Genomic DNA, 23,842 nt, shown 5'->3' with positions numbered 1-23,842 from the left:
CTAGAGGGTGCCCTTGGTCGAGGGCAGGGCCCCCGCCATTCGCGGATCGGGTTCCACCGCCTCGCGCAGGGCGCGGGCGACGGATTTGAAGGCGGCCTCGGCGATGTGGTGGCTGTTCATGCCATGCAGGCGGTCCACATGCAGGGTGATGCCGGCATGGGTGGAGAAGCCCTGGAAGAACTCGCGCACCAGTTCGGTATCGAAGCGGCCGACGGTGGCGGTGGGGAAATCCACGTTCCACACGAGATAGGCGCGGCCCGAGAGGTCGAGCGCGGTGCGGATCTGGGTATCGTCCATCGCCAGCAGGAAAGAGCCATAGCGGCGGATGCCGCGCTTGTCGCCCAGGGCGGCGGCGAGGGCCTGGCCGAGGGTGATGCCGACATCCTCCACCGTGTGGTGGTCGTCGATATGCAGGTCGCCCTTGGCGGCGATGGTCAGGTCGATCAGCGAGTGGCGGGCGAGCTGGTCCAGCATGTGGTCGAAGAAGCCGATGCCGGTGGCGTTGTTGTAGGCGCCGGTGCCGTCGAGGTTCACGGTGACCGTGACCTCGGTTTCCGCCGTCTTGCGGGTGATCGTTGCCGTCCGCATCGCTGCCTCCATCATGCTGCTGGGGCCTTATAGGCTGCAGGTGCGGGGCTTGGGAAGGGCAGGTGTCACAAATGCAAATGGCCCCGAAGGGCCAAGTCGCATCCGGCATGGGGTTGCCGGATCACTGGAGCGGGCGAGGCGATTCGAACGCCCGACCCTAACCTTGGCAAGGTTATGCTCTACCCCTGAGCTACGCCCGCACTCCGTGGCGCGTCTGATAGCGCCGGGGCGGGCGGGGCGCAACAGGAATTTTGCAGCTAGAGGCGGGTGATGAGGGCGCGGGCGGCGGCGGGGTTGCGGGCCTTGGCGCCGCTGATGACGTAGAGATAGACGTCGCGGGTGCTGGCCCAGTCCCTGGCCTGCGCGGCCCAGGCGTCCAGCGCCTTGGGGGTGTAGCCGAGGGGGTGGGTGTCCTCGGTGCCCATGATCCGGGCGTAGACGAAATCGGCGGTCGGTTCCTCGATCCGCGGGTAGGGGGAGTCGCCGGCGACGACGAGGGCGACGTTGCGGGCCTTGGCGAGGGCGGCGGCCTCGGCGGCGATGCCGGGGTCCTGGAACGACTCGTGGCGCAGTTCGAGCGCGTGGCGGAGGGGAAGGCCGTCGGCGCTGTCGGGCAGCAGGTGGAGGAAGGCGGCGAGATCCTCGGGGTCGAAGCGCTTGTTCGGGGCGAACTGCCAGTTGATCGGGCCGAGCTTGGTGTGCAGGCGGGTGAGGCCGCTGCCCATGAACCGCTGGATGCTCTCGCCCGCCTCGGCCAGACCCTTGCGGTTGGTGGCGTAGCGGGGGGCCTTGAGGGCGAAGACGAAATCCTCGGGCGCCGCGTCATGCCAGTGCTGGAAGGTCTCGGGCGTCTGGGTGCGGTAGAAGGTGCCGTTGACCTCGAGCGAGGTCAGCTGGCGGCTGGCATGGGCGAGCTCGGCCTTCTGCGGCAGGCCCTCGGGGTAGAAGCTGCCGCGCCAGGGCGCGAAGACCCAGCCGCCGATGCCGATGCGGATGTTGCGGGGGGAGGGGGGCTTGCGCTGCGTCATGGCAGGCAAACGTACCGCCGGGGGCAGGGTTCCGGGCGCGGGGGCCGGAAACGAAAAACGGCCCCCGAAGGAGCCGCTTTTTCACCATCGGAACTGGAGCGGGCGAGGCGATTCGAACGCCCGACCCTAACCTTGGCAAGGTTATGCTCTACCCCTGAGCTACGCCCGCACCGGTTCCGGTGACGGCGGATTTAAGGGCTGACGCGCGGGGCTGCAAGCGGAAAATGCGGGGGGAGGGACAGATTGGCGGGCGCTGCATTGGACGACAGGCCGGGGGGCCGTCTGCCCCCCGGACCCCCCGAGGATATTTGCGAAAGGCAAAGGGGAAGGGGTGAGGAAGATCGGCGCCCCGCCTCGGGCCGGTTGCGCGGTGGAAGCAGGGCGCCTTTGCCTTTGCGGTCATCGGCGTCCCCGCCTGTACCGCCTGCACAGGTTGCAGCGGCGAGGTTAATGGATCGTCAATGCGGCTTTGCCTTTTCCAAATATCCTCGGGGGGCGCGGGGGGCAGACGGCCCCCCGCCCTTTCCACAGGCGCCGCGCTGGCGGGTCAGGTCTCGCCGAGTTCCACCAGCAGGTCCTTTGCGTCGATCTGGGCGCCGGGAACCACATGCACCGCCTTCACCGTGGCGGCGCGGTCGGCATGGATGCCGGTTTCCATCTTCATCGCCTCGATGGTGAGGAGCAGATCGCCGGCATTGACCTTTTGCCCAACACTTACCGCAACCGAGGCGACCGAGCCGGGCATCGGGGCGCCGATATGGGCCGGGTCGCCGTCCTGCGCCTTGGGGCGGGCGGCGGTCTTGGCCTTGACCATGCGGTTCGGCACCTTGATGACGCGCGGCTGGCCGTTCAGCTCGAAGAACACCTTCGCCTCGCCCTCGTCGGTGGTTTCCCCCAGCGTCTGCAGGCGGATTTCCAGGGTCTTGCCGGGGTCGATCTCGACCGAGATCTCCTCGCCGGGGGCCATGCCGTAAAGGTAGGCATGGGTCGGCAGGGTCCGCACCGGGCCATAGGCGATGTGGCGTTTCATGTAGTCCATGAACACCTTGGGATACATCAGGTAGCCGTTCAGATCCTCGTCGTCGATGGGAATGCCGCCCAGATCGGCGGACACTTTGGCGCGCACCGCCTCCAGATCCACCGGGGGCAGGTGCTTGCCGGGGCGCGTCGTCGAGGGCGTCTCGCCCTTCAGCACCTTGGCGGTGATGCCGGCGGGCCAGCCACCCGGAGGCTGGCCGAGATTGCCGCGCAGCATGTCCACCACCGAGTCGGGGAAGGCGACATCGGTGGCCGGATCCTCGACCTGGGCGCGGCTGAGGTTCTGGGCGACCATCATCAGCGCCATGTCACCCACGACCTTCGAGGAGGGCGTGACTTTGACGATATCGCCGAACATCCGGTTCACGTCGGCATAGGTCTGAGCGACCTCGTGCCAGCGGTCCTCGAGGCCAAGGCTGCGGGCCTGCGCCTTGAGGTTGGTGAACTGGCCGCCGGGCATTTCGTGCAGCCAGACTTCCGAGGCGGGAGCTTCCAGCCCGCTCTCGAAGGCGCGATACTGATGGCGCACGCCCTCCCAGTAGTTGGAGATCTCGCGGATGGCGCCGATGTCGAGCCCGGTGTCGCGGTCGGTGTTGCGCAGGGCTTCCACGATAGACCCAAGGCAGGGCTGCGAGGTGCCACCCGAGAAGGCGTCCATCGCGGCATCGACCGCGTCCACGCCCGCCTCGGCGGCCGCAAGGATGGTGGCGCCGGCGATGCCGCTGGTGTCATGGGTGTGGAAATGGATCGGCAGGCCGACCTCTTCCTTCAGCGCCTTGATCAGGATGCGGGCGGCGGCGGGCTTCAGCAGGCCCGCCATGTCCTTCAGCCCCAGCACATGGGCACCGGCGTCCTGCAGCTCTCGCGCCATCGACACGTAATACTTGAGGTCATACTTGGCGCGGGCCGGGTCCAGCAGGTCGCCGGTGTAGCAGATCGAGGCCTCGCAGACCTTCTCCGCCTCGAGCACCGCGTCCATGGCGACGCGCATGTTCTCGACCCAGTTCAGGCTGTCGAAGACGCGGAACACATCGACGCCGGTCTTCGCCGCCTGGGCCACGAAGGATTGCACCACGTTGTCGGGGTAGTTGGTATAGCCGACGCCGTTGGAGGCGCGCAGCAGCATCTGGGTCATCACGTTCGGCATCCGCGCGCGCAGGTCGCGCAGGCGCTGCCAGGGGCATTCCTGCAAGAAGCGGTAGGCCACGTCGAAGGTGGCGCCGCCCCAGCATTCGACGCTGAAGAGCTGCGGCAGGTTGGCGGCATAGGCGGGCGCCACGCGGATCATGTCGATCGAGCGCATCCGGGTGGCCAGCAGCGACTGGTGCCCGTCGCGCATCGTGGTGTCGGTGATCAGCAGCTGAGGCTGGGCCGACAGCCAGTCGGCCACGGCCTTGGGGCCCTGGCTGTCCAGCAGGGTGCGGGTGCCGGGGGCGGGGTCGCCGCGCAGCTTGGGCAGCCGCGGCTTGCGCGCCTCGGCGGGCGGTTTCGGGCGGCCGGCGGTCTCGGGATGCCCGTTGACCGTGATATCGGCGATATAGGTGAGGATCTTGGTGGCGCGGTCGGCGCGGGCGCGGAAGTCGAACAGCTCGGGCGTCGTGTCGATGAACTTGGTGGTGTAGGTGTTGCCGAGGAAGGTCGGGTGTTTCAGCAGGTTGATGACGAAGTCGATATTGGTGCTGACACCGCGGATGCGGAACTCGCGCAGGGCGCGGTCCATGCGGGCGATGGCCTGTTCCGGCGTCTGCGCCCAGGCGGTGACCTTGACCAGCAGCGAATCGTAATAGCGGGTGATGACGCCACCTGCATAGGCCGTGCCGCCGTCGAGCCGGATGCCCATGCCGGTGGCGGACCGGTAGGCGGTGATGCGGCCATAGTCGGGGATGAAGTTGTTCTGCGGGTCTTCGGTGGTGACGCGGCATTGCACGGCATGGCCGCGCAGTTGCACATCGGCCTGGCTGGCAATGCCGGTGGCCTCGGCCAGCGTCTTGCCCTCGGCGATCTTGATCTGGGCCTGCACGATGTCGATGCCGGTCACCTCTTCGGTGACGGTATGTTCGACCTGCACCCGCGGGTTCACCTCGATGAAGTAGAACTGCTGGCTGTCCATATCCATCAGGAACTCGACGGTGCCGGCGCATTCATAGCCGACATGGGCGCAGATCCGGCGGCCAAGCTCGCAGACCTCGGCGCGTTGCGCGTCGGTCAGGTAGGGGGCGGGGGCGCGCTCCACCACCTTCTGGTTGCGGCGCTGGACGGTGCAGTCGCGTTCATAGAGGTGGTAGATCTCGCCATGGCTGTCGCCGAGGATCTGCACCTCGACATGGCGGGCGCGCAGGATCATCTTTTCCAGATAGCCCTCGCCATTGCCGAAGGCGGCCTCGGCCTCGCGCCGGCCCTCGCGGACCTTCTCGATCAGCTCATCCGGGCCGTTCACCGGGCGCATCCCGCGCCCGCCGCCGCCCCAGCTGGCCTTGAGCATGAGGGGATAGCCGACCGCCGCCGCCTCGGCCTTGATCAGGTCGAAATCCTCGCCCAGAACTTCCGTCGCCGGGATCACCGGCACGCCGGCCTCGATGGCGACGCGGCGGGCGCTGGCCTTGTCGCCCAAGGCGCGCATGGTTTCCGCCTTGGGGCCGATGAAGGTGATGCCGGCGGCGACGCAAGCCTCGACGAAATCGGGGTTCTCGGACAGCAGGCCATAGCCGGGATGGATGGCGTCGGCGCCGGATTCCTTCGCCACCCGGATGATCTCGGGGATCGAGAGATAGGCCGCGACCGGGCCCATGCCCTCGCCGATCCGGTAGGCCTCATCCGCCTTGAAGCGGTGCAGGCTCAGCTTGTCCTCTTCGGCGTAGACGGCGACGGTCTTCTTGCCAAGCTCATTGGCGGCGCGCAGCACCCGGATGGCGATCTCGCCGCGGTTGGCGATCAGGATCTTCTTGAACTCTGGCATGGTGTCCCTCCGGGCGCTGCAAAAATAGGCGCGGCATCGGCAAACCATCCAAGATGCCGCGGCGCAGCGCAAGAGCCGCCACGGGGCGCATTGCAAGATTTGCTTGGGGTTCAAGGGGGATATGCAAAGCGGGTAGGCGATTTTCCAGCGGTTGCAAGGCGTTGGGCGGCGCGTCGGGGGCGGGACGACGTGTGCGAACATTCCAAGAACTTGACTTTTCCCCGGCGGCGAAGGGCGCTAGAGTGCGCGCATGAGCCGATTTCTAGAGTGCGCGCATGAGCCGATTTGATGAAGATGATGCCTTCGAAGGCGCCGCCGCCGCTGTTCCGCAGAGCCTGTCACAACGGGCGATGGCGGGGGCTGCGGGTGCGCGCGGCACGGCGTATCTGGATGACCTGAACCCCGCGCAGCGCGAGGCGGCCGAGGCGCTGGATGGCCCGCTGCTGATGCTGGCGGGCGCGGGCACCGGCAAGACCAAGACGCTGATGGCGCGGATCGCCAATCTGGTGGCCTCGGGCCGGGCGCGGCCGAACGAGATTCTGGCGGTGACCTTCACCAACAAGGCGGCGCGCGAGATGCGCGAGCGGCTGGCGAAGCAGCCCTTCCACCTGCTGGAGCCCCTGCGCTGGATGGGCACGTTCCACTCGATCAGTGTCAAGATCCTGCGCCGCCATGCGGAACTGGCAAGCCTCAAGTCGAGTTTCACGATTCTGGATACCGATGACCAGATCCGGCTGATGAAGCAGGTCATCAACGCCGCCAATATCGACGAGAAGCGCTGGCCGGCGCGGCAGCTGGCGGGGATCATCGACGGCTGGAAGAACCGCGCGCTGACGCCGGGCAATGTGCCGAATGCCGAGGCCGCCGCCTTCGGCAATCGCGGGACAGAGCTTTACGCCGCCTATCAGGACCGGCTGCGCAGCCTCAATGCCGTCGATTTCGGCGACCTGCTGCTGCATGTGGTGACGATCTTTCAGGCGCATCCCGACGTGCTGGCCCAGTATCAGCGCTGGCTGCGCTACATCCTCGTCGACGAGTATCAGGATACCAACGTCGCACAGTACCTGTGGCTGCGGCTGCTGGCGCAGGGCCACAAGAACATCTGCTGCGTGGGCGATGACGACCAGTCGATCTATGGCTGGCGCGGGGCCGAGGTGGGCAACATCCTGCGGTTCGAGAAGGATTTTCCGGGCGCCAAGGTGATCCGGCTGGAGCAGAACTACCGCTCCACCCCGCATATCCTTGCCGCCGCCTCCTCGGTGATCGCGCAGAATGCCGGGCGGCTTGGCAAGACGCTGTGGACCGAGGAGCAGGCCGGCGAGAAGGTGCGGCTGATCGGCCACTGGGACGGCGAGGAAGAGGCGCGCTGGATCGGGGAAGAGGCCGAGGCGCTGCAGCGGGGCGGGCGACGGATGCGCGCCGTGTCGCTGAACGGGCAGGCGATCCTGGTGCGCGGCAGCAGCCAGATGCGCGCCTTCGAGGACCGGTTCCTGACCATTGGCCTGCCCTACCGCGTGGTCGGCGGGCCGCGATTCTATGAACGGGCCGAGATCCGCAATGCGATGGCCTATTTCCGGCTGGCGGTCTCGCCCGAGGATGATCTGGCCTTCGAGCGGATCGTGAACACGCCCAAGCGGGGGCTGGGCGACAAGGCGCAGCAGGTGATCCAGATGACCGCGCGCGCCGATGGCACCAGCCTGCTGGAGGGCGCGCGCTATGCGGTGGCCGCGGGCAAGCTGGGCGGCAAGGGCGCGGCGGAATTGCGGCGGTTCGTGGAGAATGTGGACCGCTGGCACAAGGCGATCGCAGCCGCGAGCCCGGCCACGGCGCGCAGCCCGGCGGAGGATGACGATGAGCTGATCGAGCTGGAGGTCGCCTCGGTTCCGCCCGCCCATGACCATTCCCATGTGCGGCTGGCCGAGGAGATCCTGGAGGATTCGGGCTACATCGCCATGTGGCAGAACGACAAGACGCCCGAGGCGGCGGGGCGGCTCGAAAACCTCAAGGAACTGGTCAAGGCGCTGGAGCAGTTCGACAATTTGCAGGGGTTCCTCGAGCACGTGGCGCTGATCCTCGACAACTCGTCCGAGGAGGAATCGGAGAAGATCACCATCATGACCCTGCACGCCGCCAAGGGGCTGGAGTTCCCGGTGGTGTTCCTGCCGGGCTGGGAGGACGGGCTGTTCCCCAGCCAGCGCTCGATGGATGAAAGCGGGCAGAAGGGGCTCGAGGAGGAGCGGCGGCTGGCCTATGTCGGCATCACCCGCGCCGAGGAGCTGTGCACGATTTCCTTTGCGGGCAACCGGCAGGTCTATGGCCGCTGGCAAAGCCAGATGCCCTCGCGCTTCATCGACGAATTGCCCGAGGCGGATGTCGAGGTGCTGACGCCGCCGGGGCTCTATGGCGGCGGCTATGGCGCGGCGGCGGGGTTTGGGAGTTCTTCGGGTGGGTCGTCGGTTGAGGCGCGGGCGGCGAAGGCCGATGTCTACAACTCGCCGGGCTGGCGGCGGCTGCAGGACCGGGCGGGCAATCGCCCCGTCAGCCAGCCGAAGGAATCGCGGCATACGGTGATCGACCTTGATGCCGTGTCGGCCTTCGACGTGGGCGACCGGGTGTTCCACCAGAAGTTCGGCTATGGCCATGTGCAGGAGATCGAGGGCGACAAGCTGGCGGTGGCCTTTGCGACCGGCGTCAAGAAGATCGTCGCGGGATTCGTGGTGGCGGCCTCGGAGGCGGATGATGTGCCGTTCTGACCGGAACTGATGCGCCGCCGCCGGGGTTTCTTCCGCTGAAACGGAAGGAGACCGCGATGACATCCAAGACAACGCGTGACCATGACACGATTCGCAATTGGGCCGAGGCGCGGGGCGGGCGGCCGTCCCGCGTCGAGGGCGACCGCGATGGCGGGCTGCTGCGGCTGGATTTCGGCGAGCCCGAAGAGGCGCTGGAAGAGATCAGCTGGGACGAGTTCTTCAGGATCTTCGACGACCGGGATCTGGAATTCATCTATCAGGATCATCTCGCCTCGGGCGAGGAGAGCCGGTTCAACAGGTTCATCCGCACCGATTGACGAGTCGGATGCAGGCGGCGGCGCGGGTTACACCGGCCGCCGCCTTGCCTTGTCCAGCGCATGGACCAAAAGGCCGGCGATCAGCCCCCAGAACGCCGCGCCGATGCCGAAGACCGCCACGCCCGAGGCGGTGACGATCAGCGTGGTGCCGGCGGCGAAGCGGGTCTCCACCGCGGCAAAGGCCGCACTGGCGGCACCGAGGAACGGCGCGATCAGCGCAAGGCCGGCGATGGTGGCGACGAGGGCCGCGGGCATGGCGCCGATCAGCGTGAGGATCACCGGGCCGAACAGGCCAAGCACCACCCAGATTGCGGCATAGACCAGTCCCACCTTCCAGCGCTGCGCGCGGTCGGGATGGACATCCTCGCCCAGGCAGATCGCGGCGGTGATCGCGGCCATGCTGATGGTATGGGCGCCTGCGAGCGCCGTGAGGGCAGAGAGCCCGCCCGTCACCACCAGCGCCGGGCGCACGGGGGGCGTGTAGCCCGCGGCGCGCAGCACGGCGAATCCGGGCAGGTTTTGCGAGGCCATCGTCACCAGATAGAGAGGCAGGCCGAGACCGATCAGGGCGCCGATGTCGAAATCGGGCGCGATGAAGGTCAGGCGCGGCAGGGTGAAGCTGAGGTCGGGCAGCGCCGCTGCGCCGGGCAGGGCGAAGCTGAGGATCAGGCCCGTTGCCAGCGCGGCCAGCACCGCCTGGGCCGGGCTGAACAGGCGCACCGCCAGGAACACCGCGACCACCGGCAGGATCAGCGCCGGGAGGGCGGCGGCATGGCCCGGCACCTTCAGGCAGAAGGGCAGCAGCACCCCCGCCAGCATCGCGGCGGCCACGGCATCGGGCAGCGCCGCGATCATCCGGCCGAGCGGGCGGAGGGCTCCGGTCAGCGCGATCAGCAGCCCGGCGAAGAGGAAGGCGGCAACGGCCTCGGCCATGCTCAGCCCCTGCGAGGCGGCGACGAGGGCCGCGCCGGGGGTGGACCAAGCCAGCACGATGGGCATCCGCGCGCGCAGGCTGAGGAAGGCGGAGCCGGCGGCCTTGGCAAGGCAGATGGCGAAGATCCACGATCCGGTCTGTTCGGGCGTGGCGCCGACGGCCTGCGCGGCGGCCAGCAGCAGCGCGATGGTGCTGCCATAGCCGACGAGAGCTGCGACCAGCGCCGCCGAAAAGAGGGAAATCCGCATGGTGTTCCGTGCTGCCTGTCGCGTGTTGCGGCGGACTATGCGGCGGGGGTCGGGCGGCGGCAAGGGGTGGTCCCCACGGTAGGCGGGGGAAGGGGGGACTGCTGCTTGGCGACCCGTTTGCATCGCTGTCCTTGGCGAAGGCCATCGCCCTCGCCACCCACCGCCGTCTCCACCCACACGGGCGCTGCCCTCATACGGTCTTAGGTTGCCAGCGGCTCTGGTTGACAGGCACCGCACGGGCGGGGCGAGGCAGTGCCTCGCCTTTTTCCGCCCAAACCGCAGCTCACGAAGCAGAAAAACACTAGCTCGCAGTAAACATGCGTTCAACGCCGATCTGGCGAAGGCCATCGCCTTCGCCACGCACCGCACTCCGCAACTTGCGCCGGACGGGCCCCCAAAGGGCCCGGCCAGCGCCCGCCCCGCCTCTGGCGGGCGCTTCTCGCCGGCCAGGTCGGGCGCTGTCCTCATACAGTCTCGCGATGCCGGCGGCTCTGGGAGAACGGTCCCGCACGGGCGGGGGCGAGGCAGTGCCTCGCCTAATCCCGCCCGAACTGAACGGACCAATGGCAGCGAAGGGTTCGCGGCATACACGTCATCAGCGGCATGAGTGCCGGCAGATACTCCGGTGACATCGGGGATCCTCAAAAACGAACGGCGGCGCCCAGGGAGGAGAAGGGGCACCGCCGTTCTTAACGCCGACCCCAGGGAGGAGGAGGGGGCCTTCGTATCCTGTTTGAAGGGAGCAGTGGCGCCTCAAGGAGGAGGAGGAGGCGCCACTGTCCTTCACAACGTCCAGCCCAGGGAGGAGGAGGGGCCGGCCGTATTCTTGGTGAGGGGAGCGGTGGCGCCTCAGGGAGGAGGAGGAAGCGCCACCGTCCTTCACAACGTCCGGCCCAGGGAGGAGGAGGGGCCGGCCGTATTCAGGTGGGCCCGAAGGCCCGAATTTCGTGGACCCCTGCGGGCCCGATCAAGCATTGGCCCCTGCGGGCCGCGGTTCCAGTTTCGAAGAGCGGCGGCCCCAGGGAGGAGGAGGGGGCCGCCGCCTTCATAACGAGGCCCTCAGGGAGGAGGAGGAGAGCCATCGTATGCCGGATGGACCTTTCGGTCCCGTTAACGCTGTGGGCCGTTGGCCCGGTATCTGGTGCGGCGACCCCAGGGAGGAGGAGGGGGTCGCCGCAGATTTCCGAGACTCAGGGAGGAGGAGGAGCCTCAGGAAAGCGAATTACTTCTCGGTGCCGTAGGCAGCTTCGGCCGCCACACGGGTGATCATCGAGCGGTTGATGCCGAGATCGGCCAGCTCGCGGCCCGAGAGGGCCTGCAGTTCGGACAGGGTCTGCCGGAACACCTTGCGGCGCTGCCGTGCGTCCTGCACGTTCTTGAAGAAAGCAGCGATGCGATCGGCGAAGCCGTGCTCGATGCTGCGGATGTCATTTGCGAAAGCCATGTGCTCTGCCTCAGGTTAGTTCAGGTCAGCGCCTCGTTGCGCCGTTGAGATGAAAATGGACCCTATGCTGCAGCTGCACAATCCCCCTCGGACTCAATGCCGCCATGCGGAAAATGCATATCGCTTGCTGACCTAATATTTAGCGCAAACATGGCATCTGCCGCATTTCACAGCGCTTTGAGGACCGGTTTGGGTGGTTTGGCTTGCCCTTGCTGGCAGGGATGCCACAGTGCCCGCCGAAACGTCCCGGAGGCCGTAAAATGACCGTTACCAAAGACACCGTTCTTGCCGCGCTGGCCCGCATCCGCATGCCCTCGGGCCGCGATCTTGTGGCCGAGGATCTGGTGCGCGCGCTGCTGATCGAGAGCGACTCGCGGGGGGATCAGGTCAGATTCGTGCTCGAGGCGCCGACGCCGGAGGCGGCGCGCGGCATGGAATCGGTGCGGGCGGCGGCCGAGGCGGCGGTGCGGGCGCTGCCGGGGGTAGCTCAGGTGTCGGTGGTGCTGACGGCGCATGGGCCGGCGGCGAAACCTGCCGCCCCCAGCCTGAAGATCGGCGGCCACCCCACGCCGCAGGCCCCGGGGCAGACCGGGCCGCAGCGGGTGGCGGGGATCGACCGCATCCTGGCGATTGCCTCGGGCAAGGGCGGGGTCGGCAAATCCACGGTGTCGTCCAACCTCGCGGTGGCGTTGGCGCGGGCGGGGCGGCGGGTCGGGCTGCTGGATGCCGATATATACGGTCCCTCGCAGCCGCGGATGATGGGCGTCTCCGGCCGCCCGGAATCGCCCGATGGCAAGACCATGATCCCGCTGCACGCGCATGGGGTGACGGTGATGTCGATCGGGCTGCTGCTGAAAGAGGATGAAGCGGTGGTGTGGCGCGGGCCGATGCTGATGGGCGCGCTGCAGCAGCTGCTGGGGCAGGTGGCCTGGGGCGAGCTGGATGTGCTGATCGTCGATCTGCCGCCCGGCACGGGGGATGTGCAGCTGACGCTCTGCCAGCGCACGCATCTGACCGGGGCGGTGGTGGTGTCGACCCCGCAGGACGTGGCGCTGCTGGATGCGCGGCGGGCCATCGACATGTTCGCCAAGCTCAAGACCCCGGTGCTGGGGCTGATCGAGAACATGTCTTCTTATATATGCCCCAGCTGCGGGCATGAGGCGCATATCTTCGGGCATGGCGGGGTGCGGGCCGAGGCGACGAAGCTTGGGTTGCCATTCCTGGGGGAGATTCCGCTGAGCCTTGACGTGCGGCTGGCCGGCGATGCGGGCACCCCGATTGCCGCAGGCGAGGGGCCGATTGCCGAGGCCTATGCCACGCTGGCGCAGCGGCTGATCGACGGCGGGATGGCCTGAACCGGGCCTGAAGGCCGCGCCTGCCGGGATTTCATGGGGCGGGCGCAGGCAGTTTGACAGCATCATGGGAAATCATGGGCGGCGGTCGGGGTTCGGCCGCCGTTTCGAATCACTGGCGCGTGAGTCGCTGTGATATTGGCGGAACATTTCGTGATCATTGCGGCGGGCTCGTTGTGCGACCGCCACAGTCCGGAACAGGCTGCATTTTTTTCGGGAATGGGTGGGGCAGGGCGGGACGCCACTTTGGGTTTCACGATGTCTATATGTGGTGCCCGTGGTTCCATTGCTGCGTATATGCGCCCCGTTTCCGGCTGTGGCCTCTCGCGTCAGGGCGGTCCAGTGCCGCGCTCCCTCCAGCCGGTCCCGGATTTACCTGTTGATTACCATGAATTCCCGTGGCATCCCTGTTCACAAGATGAACACGAGTAAGAGGCACCAAGACCTCAAATCGGCGAAAAGAAGTGCAGGTTTCATACAGGCGCTCGAGTTTATCGAAGACCAAAGAGATCCGGCGCGCGGGCGAGCAGACATCCCCCCAGGTGGCGCGCGTAGCCGGACATAACCCAGTGATGGGACGAGGGGCGGCGGATCGGGCAGTGGCAGCAGCCCGGTCCGCCGTTGTCTTTCCGGACCGGGGCGCAGGCGGGGGCCTGATCCTGGCGCGGAAAGCAGAAACGCGGGCGGTGAAGGAAACCTAAGGTGACGGGGTCGTTCCGGGGAGAATTCAGCCAGAAGGTCGACGGAAAGGGCAGGGTGTCCATTCCGGCGGCATTTCGGCGTCACCTCGAAGACGGCGATCCCGAGTTCCGCGCCCGGCGCGAGGCGCTGCGCGAGGATGACAAGCTCAAGGGCGGCGCCCGCTTCGTCATCGTCTATGGCGATACCCGCCGAGAATTCCTGGAATGCTACACGGTCGACGGCATGGCCGCCCTGGAAGCGCGCATCCTTGCCATCCCGCGCGGCACCCCCAGCCGCCGCGCGCTGGAGCGGGTGTTCATCACCCTGTCCACCGTGGCGGAAATTGACGGCGACGGCCGCATCGTGCTGCCGCAAAAGCTGCGCGAGAAGCTGACGCTTGGCGAAGAAGCCGTCTTTGCCGGCACCGCCGACACCTTCCAGATCTGGCAGCCCGAAGCCTATGACCGCGACGTGGCCGAGAAGGCCGAGGAAGAGATCGAGGGCCTGGCCCCCGGTGTCGATATCGCGGCGCTTCTGGACAGGAACTTCTGAACGATGGCCGCCGAATCCCCCGGCACCTCTGGCCCCGACACCCCGGCACCGCATGTTCCCGTCCTGCTGCGCCCGCTGCTGGCGGCGGTGGCGCCGGTCACGGGCACCTGGCTCGACGGCACCTTCGGCGCTGGCGGCTATGCGCGCGGGCTGCTGGAGGCGGGGGCGGAGTGCGTGATCGGCGTCGACCGCGACCCTTCGGTCTTTGCGATGGCGTCGGAGTGGGCGGAGCCTCTGGGCAGCCGGCTGCGGCTGGTGGAAGGCACCTTCTCGGAAATGGACACGCTTGCCGGTGAGCCTCTGGACGGGGTGGTGCTGGATCTGGGCGTGTCGTCGATGCAGCTTGACCAGGCGGAGCGCGGGTTTTCCTTCATGAAGGACGGCCCTCTGGACATGCGGATGAGCAGCACCGGCACCAGCGCCGCAGATCTGGTGAACGAGGCCGAAGAGGCCGTGCTGGCCGACATCATCTATCACTATGGCGAGGACCGCGCGGCGCGGCGCATCGCCAAGGCCATCGTCCGGGCCCGCGAGGCGGCGCCGATCGCGACGACGCGGGCGCTGGTCGCCATCGTCGAATCCTGCCTGCCGCGCCCCAAGCCGGGGCAGAGCCATCCGGCCACCCGCACCTTCCAGGCGATCCGCATCGCGGTGAATGACGAGTTTGGCCAGCTGATCGAAGGGCTCGAGGCTGCGGAGCGCGCGCTGAAACCCGGCGGGCGGCTGGCGGTCGTCACCTTCCACTCGCTGGAGGACCGGGTGGTGAAGCGCTTCTTGCTCGCCCGTTCCGGCGGCGAGGCGCAGGGCAGCCGCTATGCCCCCGAACGGGTGGACGCAGCGCCGGCCTTCAAGCTGCTGACCCGCCGCGCCGTGGCGCCCGATGACGATGAGCTGGCCCAGAACCCCCGCGCCCGGTCGGCCAAGCTGCGCGTCGCGCAGCGCACCGATGCGCCCGCGGGGCGGCCCGACCGCTCATCCCTCGGCCTGCCGCAACCCGTGCTGGACCCCGCCCCCCGCAGGAAAGGCCACTGACATGCGCAGCCTGTTCTATGTTCTCACCGCGCTGGCCGTCATGGGCCTTGCCTTCTGGGCCTACCGCGAGAATTACCGCACCCAGGCCCGCCTGACCGAGATCGACCGCCTGCAATCGGACATCCGCCACCTGCGCGAAAGCCTGAACGTGCTGAAGGCGGAATGGGCGTACCTGAACCGTCCCGACCGGCTGCGCGAACTGGCCGACATCAACTTCCAGCGGCTGGAGCTGCTGCCACTGACGGCCGAGCAGTTCGGCACCGCGGCCCAAGTGGGCTACCCCGCCGAGCCGCTGCCGCCGATCACCGACCCGGTGGAAACCTTCGGGGCGCTTCCCGAAACAGAGGAGACGACGCCGTGATCCGCACCCCGCTGCGCCCGCTGGCCCGCATCCTGTCCGCCCGTGACCGCGGCGAGAATCCCGACGCGATCGAACGCGAGAACCTGCGCCTGCGGCATGAGGCGATGCGCGACAAGTCCCGCCAGCGCGCCGAGGGGCGGCTGCTGGTCATGGGCCTGCTGTTCTTTTCCGCCTTCACCGTCGTCGGCGCCCGCATGGGCCTGCTGGCCGCGACCGACCCGGTAGAGCCGCGGGCGGCCGCCTCCGGCGCCTCGATCCTGGCGCAACGCGCCGATATCGTGGACCGCGAGGGGCGCATCCTCGCCACAAACCTTGTCACCCACTCCCTTTACGCACAGCCGCAAAGCATGGTGGAGCCGGAACGCGCCGCCGTGGAACTCGCCGCGATCTTCCCCGATCTGGACGCCGAGGACCTGAAGGAAGATTTCACCGGTAGCCGCAAGTTCCTGTGGATCAAGAAGAAGATCAGCCCCGAGCAGATGCAGGCGGTGCATGACATCGGCGATCCGGGCCTGCTGTTCGGCCCGCGCGAGATGCGGATCTATCCCAATGGCGCGCTGGCCGCGCATGTTCTGGGCGGCGCCAGCTTTGGCCGCGAGGGCGTGCATTCGGCCGAGGTGATCGGCACGGCGGGGGTGGAGAAGACCTTCGACGGCTGGCTGCGCGACCCCGGCAATGGCGGGCAGCCGCTGCAACTGTCCATCGACCTCGGCATCCAGGCCACCGTCGAGGAGGTCCTCTATGGCGGCATGAAGCTGATGAACGCCAAGGGCGCCACGGCGATCTTGATGGATATCCATTCGGGCGAGGTGGTGGCCATGGCCTCGCTGCCCGATTTCGACCCCAACACCCGTCCGCAGCCCGCGCTGAAGGGCGATCCGTCTGACAGCCCGCTGTTCAACCGCGCGGTGCAGGGCGTCTATGAACTCGGCTCGACCTTCAAGATCTTCGCCATCGCGCAGGCCATGGACCTGGATCTCGTCAATCCCGAGACCCATATCGCCACCAAATCGCCGATGATCTGGGGCAAGCACCGGATCCGCGACTTCAAGGATTACGGCGCCGAGCTGTCGGTGACCGACATCATCGTCAAATCCTCGAACATCGGCACGGCGCGGGTGGCGCTGATGCTGGGGGCCGAACGGCAGAAGGCCTTCCTCGGCACGCTGGGGCTGCTGGAGCCGACGGCGATCGAGATGGTCGAGGCGCCCACCGGCAAGCCCATCCTGCCGCGCAACTGGCCCGAGATCACCACGATGACCGTGTCCTATGGCCACGGGTTGTCGGCCAGCCCGCTGCATCTGGCGGCGGCCTATGCCTCGGTGCTCAACGGCGGCACCAAGGTCACGCCGACGATCCTGAAATCACCGATGCCCGCGCCGGGGCCGCGCGTCGTGTCGGAAGAAACCTCCAGCATCCTGCGATCCATGCTGCGCGCCGTGGTGACCCGCGGCACCGCCAGCTTTGGCGAGGTGCCGGGCTATGCGGTGGGCGGCAAGACCGGCTCTGCCGACAAGCCCAACCCGCAGGGGGGCTATTACAAGGACCGGCTGATCGCGACCTTCGCGTCGGTCTTCCCGTCGCATGATCCCAAATACGTGATGATCATCACGCTGGACGAGCCGTCCGAGAATTCGGGCAGCGAGCCGCGCCGCACCGCGGGCTGGACCGCAGTGCCGGTCGGCGCCGAGATCATCCGCCGGGTTGCGCCGATGCTGGGGCTGCGGCCCGAGGTTGAACCCCCGGCGCAGCATGGGATAACACTCGTCCGCAACTGACGGGGCGCAAGGCGGCGCCGAACTGATGAGGCTCCGATGGCGCATACCACCAAGACCCTGGCCGAACTGGGCCTGACAGCGCAGGGCGGCGCCGATGCCGCCGTCACCGGCCTGTCGGTGGACAGCCGGCAGACGAAGCCGGGGCATCTGTTCGCCGCCCTGCCGGGCAGCCGGGTGCATGGCGCCGAGTTCATCCAATACGCGCTGCGCATGGGCGCCGGCGCGGTGCTGACCGACCGCGCCGGGGCGGCGATGGCCCGCGACGTGCTGGACGCCAGCCCCGCCGCGCTGATCGTGGCCGAGGACCCGCGCGCCGCGCTGGCCGGCGCCGCGGCGCTGTGGTTCGGCGCGCAGCCGGCGACGGTGGTGGCGATCACCGGCACCAGCGGCAAGACCAGCGTCGCCACCTTCACAAGGCAGATCTGGCAGGCGATGGGGGTGCAGGCGATCAACATCGGCACGATGGGGGTTCTGGGCGATTTCCACGCCCCCCTGCAGCACACCACGCCCGAGCCGATCACCCTGCACCGGCTGCTGGCCGAGGCGGCGGCGGCCGGGATTACCCATGCGGCGATGGAGGCCTCCTCGCACGGGCTCGACCAGCGCCGGCTCGACGGGGTGCGGCTGAAGGCGGCGGGCTTCACCAACTTCAGCCAGGACCATCTCGACTATCACGCGGATTTCGCGGAATATTTCGCGGCCAAGGGCGGGCTATTCAGCCGCATCCTGCCCGCGGGCGCCAGTGCCGTGGTCAACACCGCCGACCAGAGCGGCCTGCAGATGATCGCCGACCATATCGAGGGGCGCGGCCACCGGCTGATGCTGACCGGCCCGACCCCTGCCGCCGACCTGCGCATTATCGCGCAGCGCTTCGATGCCACCGGCCAGGATGTGCGCGTCGGCTGGTTGGGCGAGGACCGGCAGCTGCGGCTGAACCTGATCGGCGGCTTCCAGGCGGAAAACGTGCTGCTGGCGGCGGGCCTGTGCATCGGCTCGGGCAGCCCGCATGAGGAGGTGTTCCGCGCGCTGGCGGGCCTTTCCACCGTGCCCGGCCGGATGCAGCATGTCGCCACGCGGCAGAACGGCGCGACGGTGTTCGTGGATTACTCGCACAAGCCCGGCGCGCTGGCTTCCGCGCTGCAATCGCTGCGCCCGCATGTCATGGGCCGCATCGTCTGCGTCTTTGGCGCGGGCGGCGACCGGGACAAGCTCAAGCGTCCGCTGATGGGCGAGGCGGCGGCGCGCCATGCCGATCTGGTCTATGTCACCGATGACAACCCGCGCAGCGAGGAGCCGGCCACGATCCGGGCCGAGGTGATGGCCGGTTGCCCGAACGCGACCGAAGTGGCCGACCGGGCCGAGGCGATCTTGCGGGGGGTGGACGCGCTCGGGTCGGGGGATGCGCTGCTGATCGCCGGCAAGGGGCATGAGACAGGCCAGATCGTCGGCGACACCGTCTACCCGTTCGACGATGCCGAACAGGCCAGCGTCGCCGTCGCCGCGCTGGAGGGCCGGATTTGACCGCCCTCTGGACCTCGGCCGACGCCGCCGCCGCGACCGACGGCCGCGCCACCCAAGCCTTCGCTGCCACCGGAGTCTCCATCGACACCCGCAGCCTGCAACCGGGCGACCTGTTCGTCGCGCTGACTGACGTCCGCGACGGCCATGACTTCGTCCGCGCCGCGCTGGACAAGGGCGCCGCCGCGGCGCTGGTCAGCCGTATCCCGGACGGTTGCAACGAGAGCGACCCGCTGCTGATCGTGCCGGACGTGCTGGAGGGACTCGCGGCTCTTGGCGCGGCGGGGCGGGCGCGGGGGCAGGCCAAGGTCATCGCCGTCACCGGATCGGTCGGCAAGACCTCGACCAAGGAGATGCTGCGCGCAATCTTGACGGCGCAGGGCCGCGTCCATGCCGCCGAGGCCAGCTACAACAACCACTGGGGCGTGCCGCTGACGCTGGCGCGGATGCCGGTGGACGCCGATTTCGCGGTGATCGAGATCGGGATGAACCATCCCGGCGAAATCGCCCCGCTCGCCCACCTTGCCCGCCCGCATGTGGCGATGATCACCACCGTTGCCGCCGCGCATCTGGAGGCGTTCGACAGCATCGAGGCCATCGCCCGGGAAAAAGCCGCGATCTTCGACGGGCTGGAGCCGGGGGGCACTGCGGTGATCCCGCTTGGGCTGCCGGTCAGCGACATCCTTGCCAAGGCCGCCGCCCGCGCCGGGGCGATCCTGACCTTCGGCCCGGTGCCGGGCGCCGATTTCCGGCTGACCCAGGCGCAAATGACCCCCGATGCCACCATCGTGCAGGCAGACCATGCCGGGCTGCCGCTGCTGTTCAAGGTCCGCACCCCGGGTCGCCATTTCGCGCAGAACGGCCTTGCCGCGCTGGCGGTGGCCGAGGCGGTGGGCGCCGACATCGCCATCGCCGCGCTGGACCTTGGCCTCTGGGCGCCGCCGCTTGGCCGCGGCACGCGGGAACGCATCGTGCTCGACATCGTCGATGACCACCTGTCCTTCGAGCTGATCGACGACGCCTTCAACGCCAACCCCGCCTCGATGGCCGCCGCGCTCGACATGCTTGGCGCCGCGCGCCCCACCGACGGCATCGGCCGCAAGTCCGAAGGCCGCCGCATCGCGGTTCTGGGCGACATGCTGGAACTGGGGCCCGACGAGCTGCGGATGCACTCGGACATCGCCCAACACCCGGCGATGGCCGGCATCAAGCTGGTGCATTGCGTCGGCCCGCGGATGAAGACGCTCTACGACCTTCTGCCCCGCGCGCAGCGCGGCGAGTGGCACGAGACCGCCCCGGCGCTGGCTGCCCGCGCGCATCATCTGGCCGATGCCGGCGATGTCGTGCTGGTCAAGGGATCCAAGGGCATCAAAGTCAGCCTCGTGGTTGACGCGCTGCGCAAACTCGGCCAAGCGGTCGCGCACGACAATCGAGGAACCGAATAAATGCTGTATTGGCTGGCGCAGTTCTCGGACGGCGGCGATATCTTCAACCTGTTTCGCTACATCACCTTCCGGGCTGGTGCTGCCTTTTTCACCGCGCTGATCTTCGGCTTCATCTTTGGCCAGCCGCTGATCAACTTCCTGCGCCGCAAGCAGAAGAAGGGCCAGCCGATCCGCGAGGATGGGCCGCAGACGCACTTTGTGAAAGCCGGCACCCCCACGATGGGCGGCCTGCTGATCCTTTCGGCGCTGCTGGTCTCGACCCTGCTCTGGGCGCGGCTCGACAACCCCTATGTCTGGATCGTGCTGCTGGTCACCTATGCCTTCGGCCTGATCGGCTTTGCCGATGACTATGCCAAGGTCACCAAGCAGACCACCGCGGGCCTGTCCTCGCGCACCCGCTTCCTGATCGGCCTTGTCATCGCGGCGCTGGCCGGCGCGGCGGCGGCCTGGTTCCACCCGGACGACCTGACCGGCAAGCTGGCGCTGCCGTTCCTGAATGAAACGATGCTGAACCTTGGCATCTTCTTCGTGCCGTTCTCGATGGTGGTGATCGTCGGGGCCGCCAATGCCGTGAACCTGACCGACGGGCTCGATGGCCTCGCGATCATGCCGGTGATGATCGCCGCCGGCACGCTGGGGGTGATCGCCTATACCGTGGGCCGCGTCGACTTTGCCGAGTATCTCGGCGTCAACTACGTGCCCGGTACTGGCGAATTGCTGATCTTCGTCGCCGCGCTGATCGGCGGGGGGCTTGGCTTCCTGTGGTACAACGCGCCCCCGGCTGCCGTGTTCATGGGCGATACCGGCAGCCTCGCCCTTGGCGGCGCGCTTGGCGCCATTGCCGTGGTGACCAAGCACGAGATCGTTCTGGCCATCGTCGGCGGCCTCTTCGTGGTCGAGGCGCTGAGCGTCATCATCCAGGTGCTCTACTTCAAGCGCACCGGGCGGCGGGTGTTCCTGATGGCCCCGATCCACCACCATTTCGAAAAGAAAGGCTGGGCAGAGCCTCAGATCGTGATCCGCTTCTGGATCATCTCGCTGATCCTGGCGCTGATCGGCCTCGCCACGCTGAAACTGCGCTGATGCGCCCCACTTCTCTGACGGCGCTTGTGGTGGGCGCGCCTCGCGCGGCCGAGGCGATGGCGCGCGCGCTGGCCGCCGAGGGCGCAGCGGTCACGCTCGGCCTGGCCGTCGTCGGCGCGGTGCCGGGGCTGAAATGCCTGCCGATGGACCTGTCCGACCCGGACAGCTGGTTCCCGCCGGTGCTCGCTGCGGGCGGCTTCGATATCGTGGTGATCGTTGCGGAAGCCGGCGCCGATGCCTCGCTGCTGGAGAGGGGCAGCGATCTGGCGCGGCTGATGGAAACCGCGCTCGCCGCGCCGCTGGACCTGATCCGCCTCTGCGTGCCGCGCTGGCAGGCGCAGGACTGGGGCCGCATCGTGGCGCTGCTGCCACCCCCCGATGCCCCCGGCGCCAGCCCCGTCGCTGCCGCCGCGCTGACCGCGCTGGTGCGCACCCTGCCGCGCGACCTGCCGGCGGGAACCAAGATCAACGCCGCCTTCGCGGGCGATATTGCCGGGGCCCTGCGCCTTGCGCTGCTGCCGGGTGATGGCCCGAACGGCACGGTGCTTCCCGCTGCCGTGTAACGCTGCCGGGCCACCGCCTTGCGCAGCCGCCCGGCATGGGGGCATGGTCCCCCAAACCTAAGACAGGGGCGCAAGATGATTCCGGTTCAAGGATATGACGGGCGCAAGGTCGCCGTTCTCGGCCTCGGCCGCTCGGGCCTCGCCGCTGCGCGGGCGCTGCAGGCGGGCGGCGCCGAGCCGGTGCTGTGGGATGACAGCCCCGAGGCCCGCGCCAAGGCCGAAGCCGAGGGCTTCCCCTGCACCGACCTTGGCCGCGATGCGGCCTGGGAAGGTGTGGTGCTGCTGGTCACCTCGCCCGGCATCCCGCACCTTTATCCCGCGCCGAACCGCCATATCGCCCGCGCGATGGCGCTCGGCGTGCCGGTGGACAATGACATCGGCCTGTTCTTCCGCAGTTGGGCGGTGGAGGAGTGGGAGGATTTCGACCTCGTCCCCAAGGTCGTCGCCGTCACCGGGTCGAACGGCAAGTCCACCACCACCGCCCTCATCCACCACATCTTGCAGGTCATCGGCCGCCCGACCCAGATGGCCGGGAATATCGGCCGCGGCGTGCTGGACATGGAGCCTGCGACGGATGGCGAGGTCGTGGTGCTGGAGCTGTCCAGCTACCAGACCGACCTTGCCCGCGCGCTGACGCCCGATGTCGCGGTCTTCACCAACCTCTCGCCCGACCATCTCGACCGGCATGGCGGCTATGGTGGCTACTTCGCCGCCAAGCGCCGGCTTTTTGCCGAGGGCGGGCCCGACCGCGCGGTGATCGGGGTGGATGAGCCCGAGGGCGTCTATCTCGCCAACCAGATGGCCGAGGGCCCGGCCGATGACCGGGTGATCCGCGTCAGCGCCGGGCAGAAGCTGGAGGGGGAGGGCTGGACCGTCTTCGCCCGCAAGGGCTTCCTCGCCGAATGGCGCAAGGGCAAGCAGGTCGCCTCGATAGACCTGCGCGCCATCCAGGGGCTCCCGGGCGCGCACAATCACCAGAACGCCTGCGCCGCCTATGCCGCCTGCCGCAGCCTCGGCCTGCCGCCGCGGCTGATCGAACAGGCGCTGACCAGCTTTGCCGGGCTGCCGCATCGCAGCCAGACCATCGCCACCAAGGCGGGGGTGCGCTTCGTCAATGACAGCAAGGCCACCAATGTCGACAGTGCTGCCAAGGCGCTGCAGGCCTTCCCGCGCATCCGCTGGATCGCGGGCGGGCTGGGGAAAGACGGCGGCATCGCGGGCCTCGTGCCCTTCCTCGGCTCGGTCACCAAGGCCTACCTCATCGGCCACTCCGCCCGCGACTTCGCGCTGGAGATCGGCGCCACCCCGCATGAGATCTGCGAGACCATGGAACAGGCCGTGACCCGCGCCGCCGCCGAGGCTGAACCGGGCGAGACCGTCCTCCTCGCCCCCGCCGCCGCCAGCTTCGACCAATACCCCAATTTCGAGAAACGCGGCGATCATTTCGCGGCGCTGGTGGCGGCGCTGCCGGATGCCGGCTGATCCCGGCACCCCGGGCGGCATCGCCGGCACCTACCACCGGCAGGCCGCCGCCTTCGACGCCAGTCGCGACCGCAGTCTCTATGAATGCCCCTGGCTCGCCCGCCTGACCGAGGGCCTGCCCCCCGGCGCGCCCGTCCTCGACCTCGGCTGCGGCGCTGGTGAGCCCCTCACCGCCTACCTCGCCGCGCAGGGCTTCACCGTCACCGGCCTCGACGCCTCCGCCCCGATGCTGTCCCTGGCACGGGCCCGCGTCCCGCAAGCGCGGTTCATCGAAGGCGACATGCGGGGCCTCGCCCTCGACACCCCCTTCGCCGCCATCCTCGCCTGGGACAGCTTCTTCCACCTCACCCCCGAGGACCAGCGCGCCCTGATCGCGCGCCTCGCCGCGCATCTCGCTCCCGGCGGCCGCCTGCTGTTCACCTGCGGCCCGGATGCCGGCGAGCCCATTGGCACCGTCGGCGGCGAGCCGGTCTACCACGCCAGCCTCTCCCCCGCAGGCTACGCCGCCGCACTGGAGGGGGCAGGCCTGCTCCCCCGCCTCTTCATCGCCGAAGACCCCGCCACCCAGGGCCGCTCCCTCTGGCTGGCCGAACGCCGCGCCTGACCGCAGGCCCTCTTACCCTTTGCCTTTTCCAAGTATCCTCGGGGGGCACGGGGGGCAGACGGCCCCCCGCCTTTGACAGATGGAG

Annotated in this window: 18 protein-coding genes and 2 tRNA genes; 13 read left to right on the top strand and 7 right to left on the bottom strand. The window is 68.4% G+C overall.

The window, feature by feature from the left end; translation table 11 throughout:
* From hisB to GVY41_RS12630, 5 genes are all read right to left on the bottom strand, one after another.
* Window positions 1-588, bottom strand: a complete 588-nt coding sequence (gene hisB / locus GVY41_RS12650; RefSeq protein WP_161346726.1) for an imidazoleglycerol-phosphate dehydratase HisB — start codon at window positions 586-588, stop codon at window positions 1-3.
* A 125-nt stretch (window positions 589-713) separates the two neighbouring features.
* A tRNA-Gly gene (locus GVY41_RS12645) sits at window positions 714-788 on the bottom strand.
* A gap of 57 nt (window positions 789-845) precedes the next feature.
* Window positions 846-1,616 carry a DUF72 domain-containing protein gene (locus GVY41_RS12640; RefSeq protein ID WP_161346728.1) on the bottom strand — a complete coding sequence of 257 codons (771 nt, stop codon included), beginning with the start codon at window positions 1,614-1,616 and terminating at the stop codon, window positions 846-848.
* Window positions 1,617-1,710: 94 nt separating this feature from the next.
* A tRNA-Gly gene (locus GVY41_RS12635) sits at window positions 1,711-1,785 on the bottom strand.
* A 378-nt stretch (window positions 1,786-2,163) separates the two neighbouring features.
* Window positions 2,164-5,610, bottom strand: a complete 3,447-nt coding sequence (locus GVY41_RS12630) for a pyruvate carboxylase (RefSeq protein WP_161346729.1) — start codon at window positions 5,608-5,610, stop codon at window positions 2,164-2,166.
* A 275-nt stretch (window positions 5,611-5,885) separates the two neighbouring features.
* Between GVY41_RS12630 and GVY41_RS12625 the strand changes: the two genes are divergently transcribed.
* Window positions 5,886-8,363: an ATP-dependent helicase gene (locus GVY41_RS12625; protein WP_161346731.1), complete on the top strand. Its 2,478-nt coding sequence runs from the start codon at window positions 5,886-5,888 to the stop codon at window positions 8,361-8,363.
* A 56-nt stretch (window positions 8,364-8,419) separates the two neighbouring features.
* Window positions 8,420-8,680: a hypothetical protein gene (locus GVY41_RS12620; protein WP_161346733.1), complete on the top strand. Its 261-nt coding sequence runs from the start codon at window positions 8,420-8,422 to the stop codon at window positions 8,678-8,680.
* 27 nt (window positions 8,681-8,707) lie between these two features.
* On the opposite strand, the gene GVY41_RS12615 is transcribed toward GVY41_RS12620, so the two are convergent.
* Both GVY41_RS12615 and GVY41_RS12610 read right to left on the bottom strand, forming a co-directional pair.
* Window positions 8,708-9,862, bottom strand: a complete 1,155-nt coding sequence (locus GVY41_RS12615) for a benzoate/H(+) symporter BenE family transporter (RefSeq protein ID WP_161346735.1) — start codon at window positions 9,860-9,862, stop codon at window positions 8,708-8,710.
* Between the two features lie 1,222 nt (window positions 9,863-11,084).
* Window positions 11,085-11,306 carry a DUF1127 domain-containing protein gene (locus GVY41_RS12610; protein WP_161346737.1) on the bottom strand — a complete coding sequence of 74 codons (222 nt, stop codon included), beginning with the start codon at window positions 11,304-11,306 and terminating at the stop codon, window positions 11,085-11,087.
* 260 nt (window positions 11,307-11,566) lie between these two features.
* Between GVY41_RS12610 and GVY41_RS12605 the strand changes: the two genes are divergently transcribed.
* The 11 genes from GVY41_RS12605 to GVY41_RS12555 all read left to right on the top strand — a co-directional run bounded on the left by GVY41_RS12605 (window position 11,567) and on the right by GVY41_RS12555 (window position 23,757).
* Window positions 11,567-12,661, top strand: coding sequence for an Mrp/NBP35 family ATP-binding protein (locus GVY41_RS12605; protein ID WP_161346739.1), 1,095 nt, complete (start codon window positions 11,567-11,569; stop codon window positions 12,659-12,661).
* Window positions 12,662-13,360: 699 nt separating this feature from the next.
* Complete coding sequence (gene mraZ / locus GVY41_RS12600) at window positions 13,361-13,891, top strand: division/cell wall cluster transcriptional repressor MraZ (RefSeq protein WP_161346741.1); 531 nt, start codon at window positions 13,361-13,363, stop codon at window positions 13,889-13,891.
* 3 nt (window positions 13,892-13,894) lie between these two features.
* Complete coding sequence (gene rsmH / locus GVY41_RS12595) at window positions 13,895-14,923, top strand: 16S rRNA (cytosine(1402)-N(4))-methyltransferase RsmH (protein WP_161346743.1); 1,029 nt, start codon at window positions 13,895-13,897, stop codon at window positions 14,921-14,923.
* Window position 14,924: 1 nt separating this feature from the next.
* Window positions 14,925-15,284 carry a cell division protein FtsL gene (gene ftsL, locus GVY41_RS12590; RefSeq protein WP_161346745.1) on the top strand — a complete coding sequence of 120 codons (360 nt, stop codon included), beginning with the start codon at window positions 14,925-14,927 and terminating at the stop codon, window positions 15,282-15,284.
* Window positions 15,281-17,062, top strand: coding sequence for a peptidoglycan D,D-transpeptidase FtsI family protein (locus tag GVY41_RS12585; protein ID WP_161346747.1), 1,782 nt, complete (start codon window positions 15,281-15,283; stop codon window positions 17,060-17,062). Before ftsL ends, GVY41_RS12585 begins: the two co-directional genes overlap by 4 nt.
* Before the next feature lie 36 nt (window positions 17,063-17,098).
* Window positions 17,099-18,583 (top strand): UDP-N-acetylmuramoyl-L-alanyl-D-glutamate--2,6-diaminopimelate ligase, encoded by a 1,485-nt coding sequence (locus GVY41_RS12580; RefSeq protein ID WP_161346749.1) that lies wholly within the window; start codon window positions 17,099-17,101, stop codon window positions 18,581-18,583.
* Window positions 18,580-20,025 (top strand): UDP-N-acetylmuramoyl-tripeptide--D-alanyl-D-alanine ligase, encoded by a 1,446-nt coding sequence (locus GVY41_RS12575; protein WP_161346751.1) that lies wholly within the window; start codon window positions 18,580-18,582, stop codon window positions 20,023-20,025. Before GVY41_RS12580 ends, GVY41_RS12575 begins: the two co-directional genes overlap by 4 nt.
* Complete coding sequence (gene mraY / locus GVY41_RS12570; RefSeq protein ID WP_161346752.1) at window positions 20,026-21,108, top strand: phospho-N-acetylmuramoyl-pentapeptide-transferase; 1,083 nt, start codon at window positions 20,026-20,028, stop codon at window positions 21,106-21,108. It begins immediately after the preceding gene.
* A complete protein-coding gene (locus GVY41_RS12565) occupies window positions 21,108-21,671 on the top strand; it encodes an SDR family oxidoreductase (protein WP_161346754.1) in 564 nt (187 codons plus the stop codon). The genes mraY and GVY41_RS12565 overlap by 1 nt, the downstream gene beginning before the upstream one ends.
* Window positions 21,672-21,746: 75 nt before the next feature.
* Window positions 21,747-23,153 (top strand): UDP-N-acetylmuramoyl-L-alanine--D-glutamate ligase, encoded by a 1,407-nt coding sequence (murD, locus tag GVY41_RS12560; RefSeq protein WP_161346756.1) that lies wholly within the window; start codon window positions 21,747-21,749, stop codon window positions 23,151-23,153.
* Window positions 23,143-23,757, top strand: a complete 615-nt coding sequence (locus tag GVY41_RS12555) for a class I SAM-dependent methyltransferase (RefSeq protein ID WP_161346758.1) — start codon at window positions 23,143-23,145, stop codon at window positions 23,755-23,757. The genes murD and GVY41_RS12555 overlap by 11 nt, the downstream gene beginning before the upstream one ends.
* Window positions 23,758-23,842: the final 85 nt, after the last annotated feature.

It is taken from the genome of Frigidibacter albus, from assembly GCF_009908165.1.
Lineage (GTDB): Bacteria > Pseudomonadota > Alphaproteobacteria > Rhodobacterales > Rhodobacteraceae > Frigidibacter > Frigidibacter albus.
Note: the sequence above shows the minus strand (reverse complement) of the source record. Positions and strands in the feature narration are given on the sequence as shown.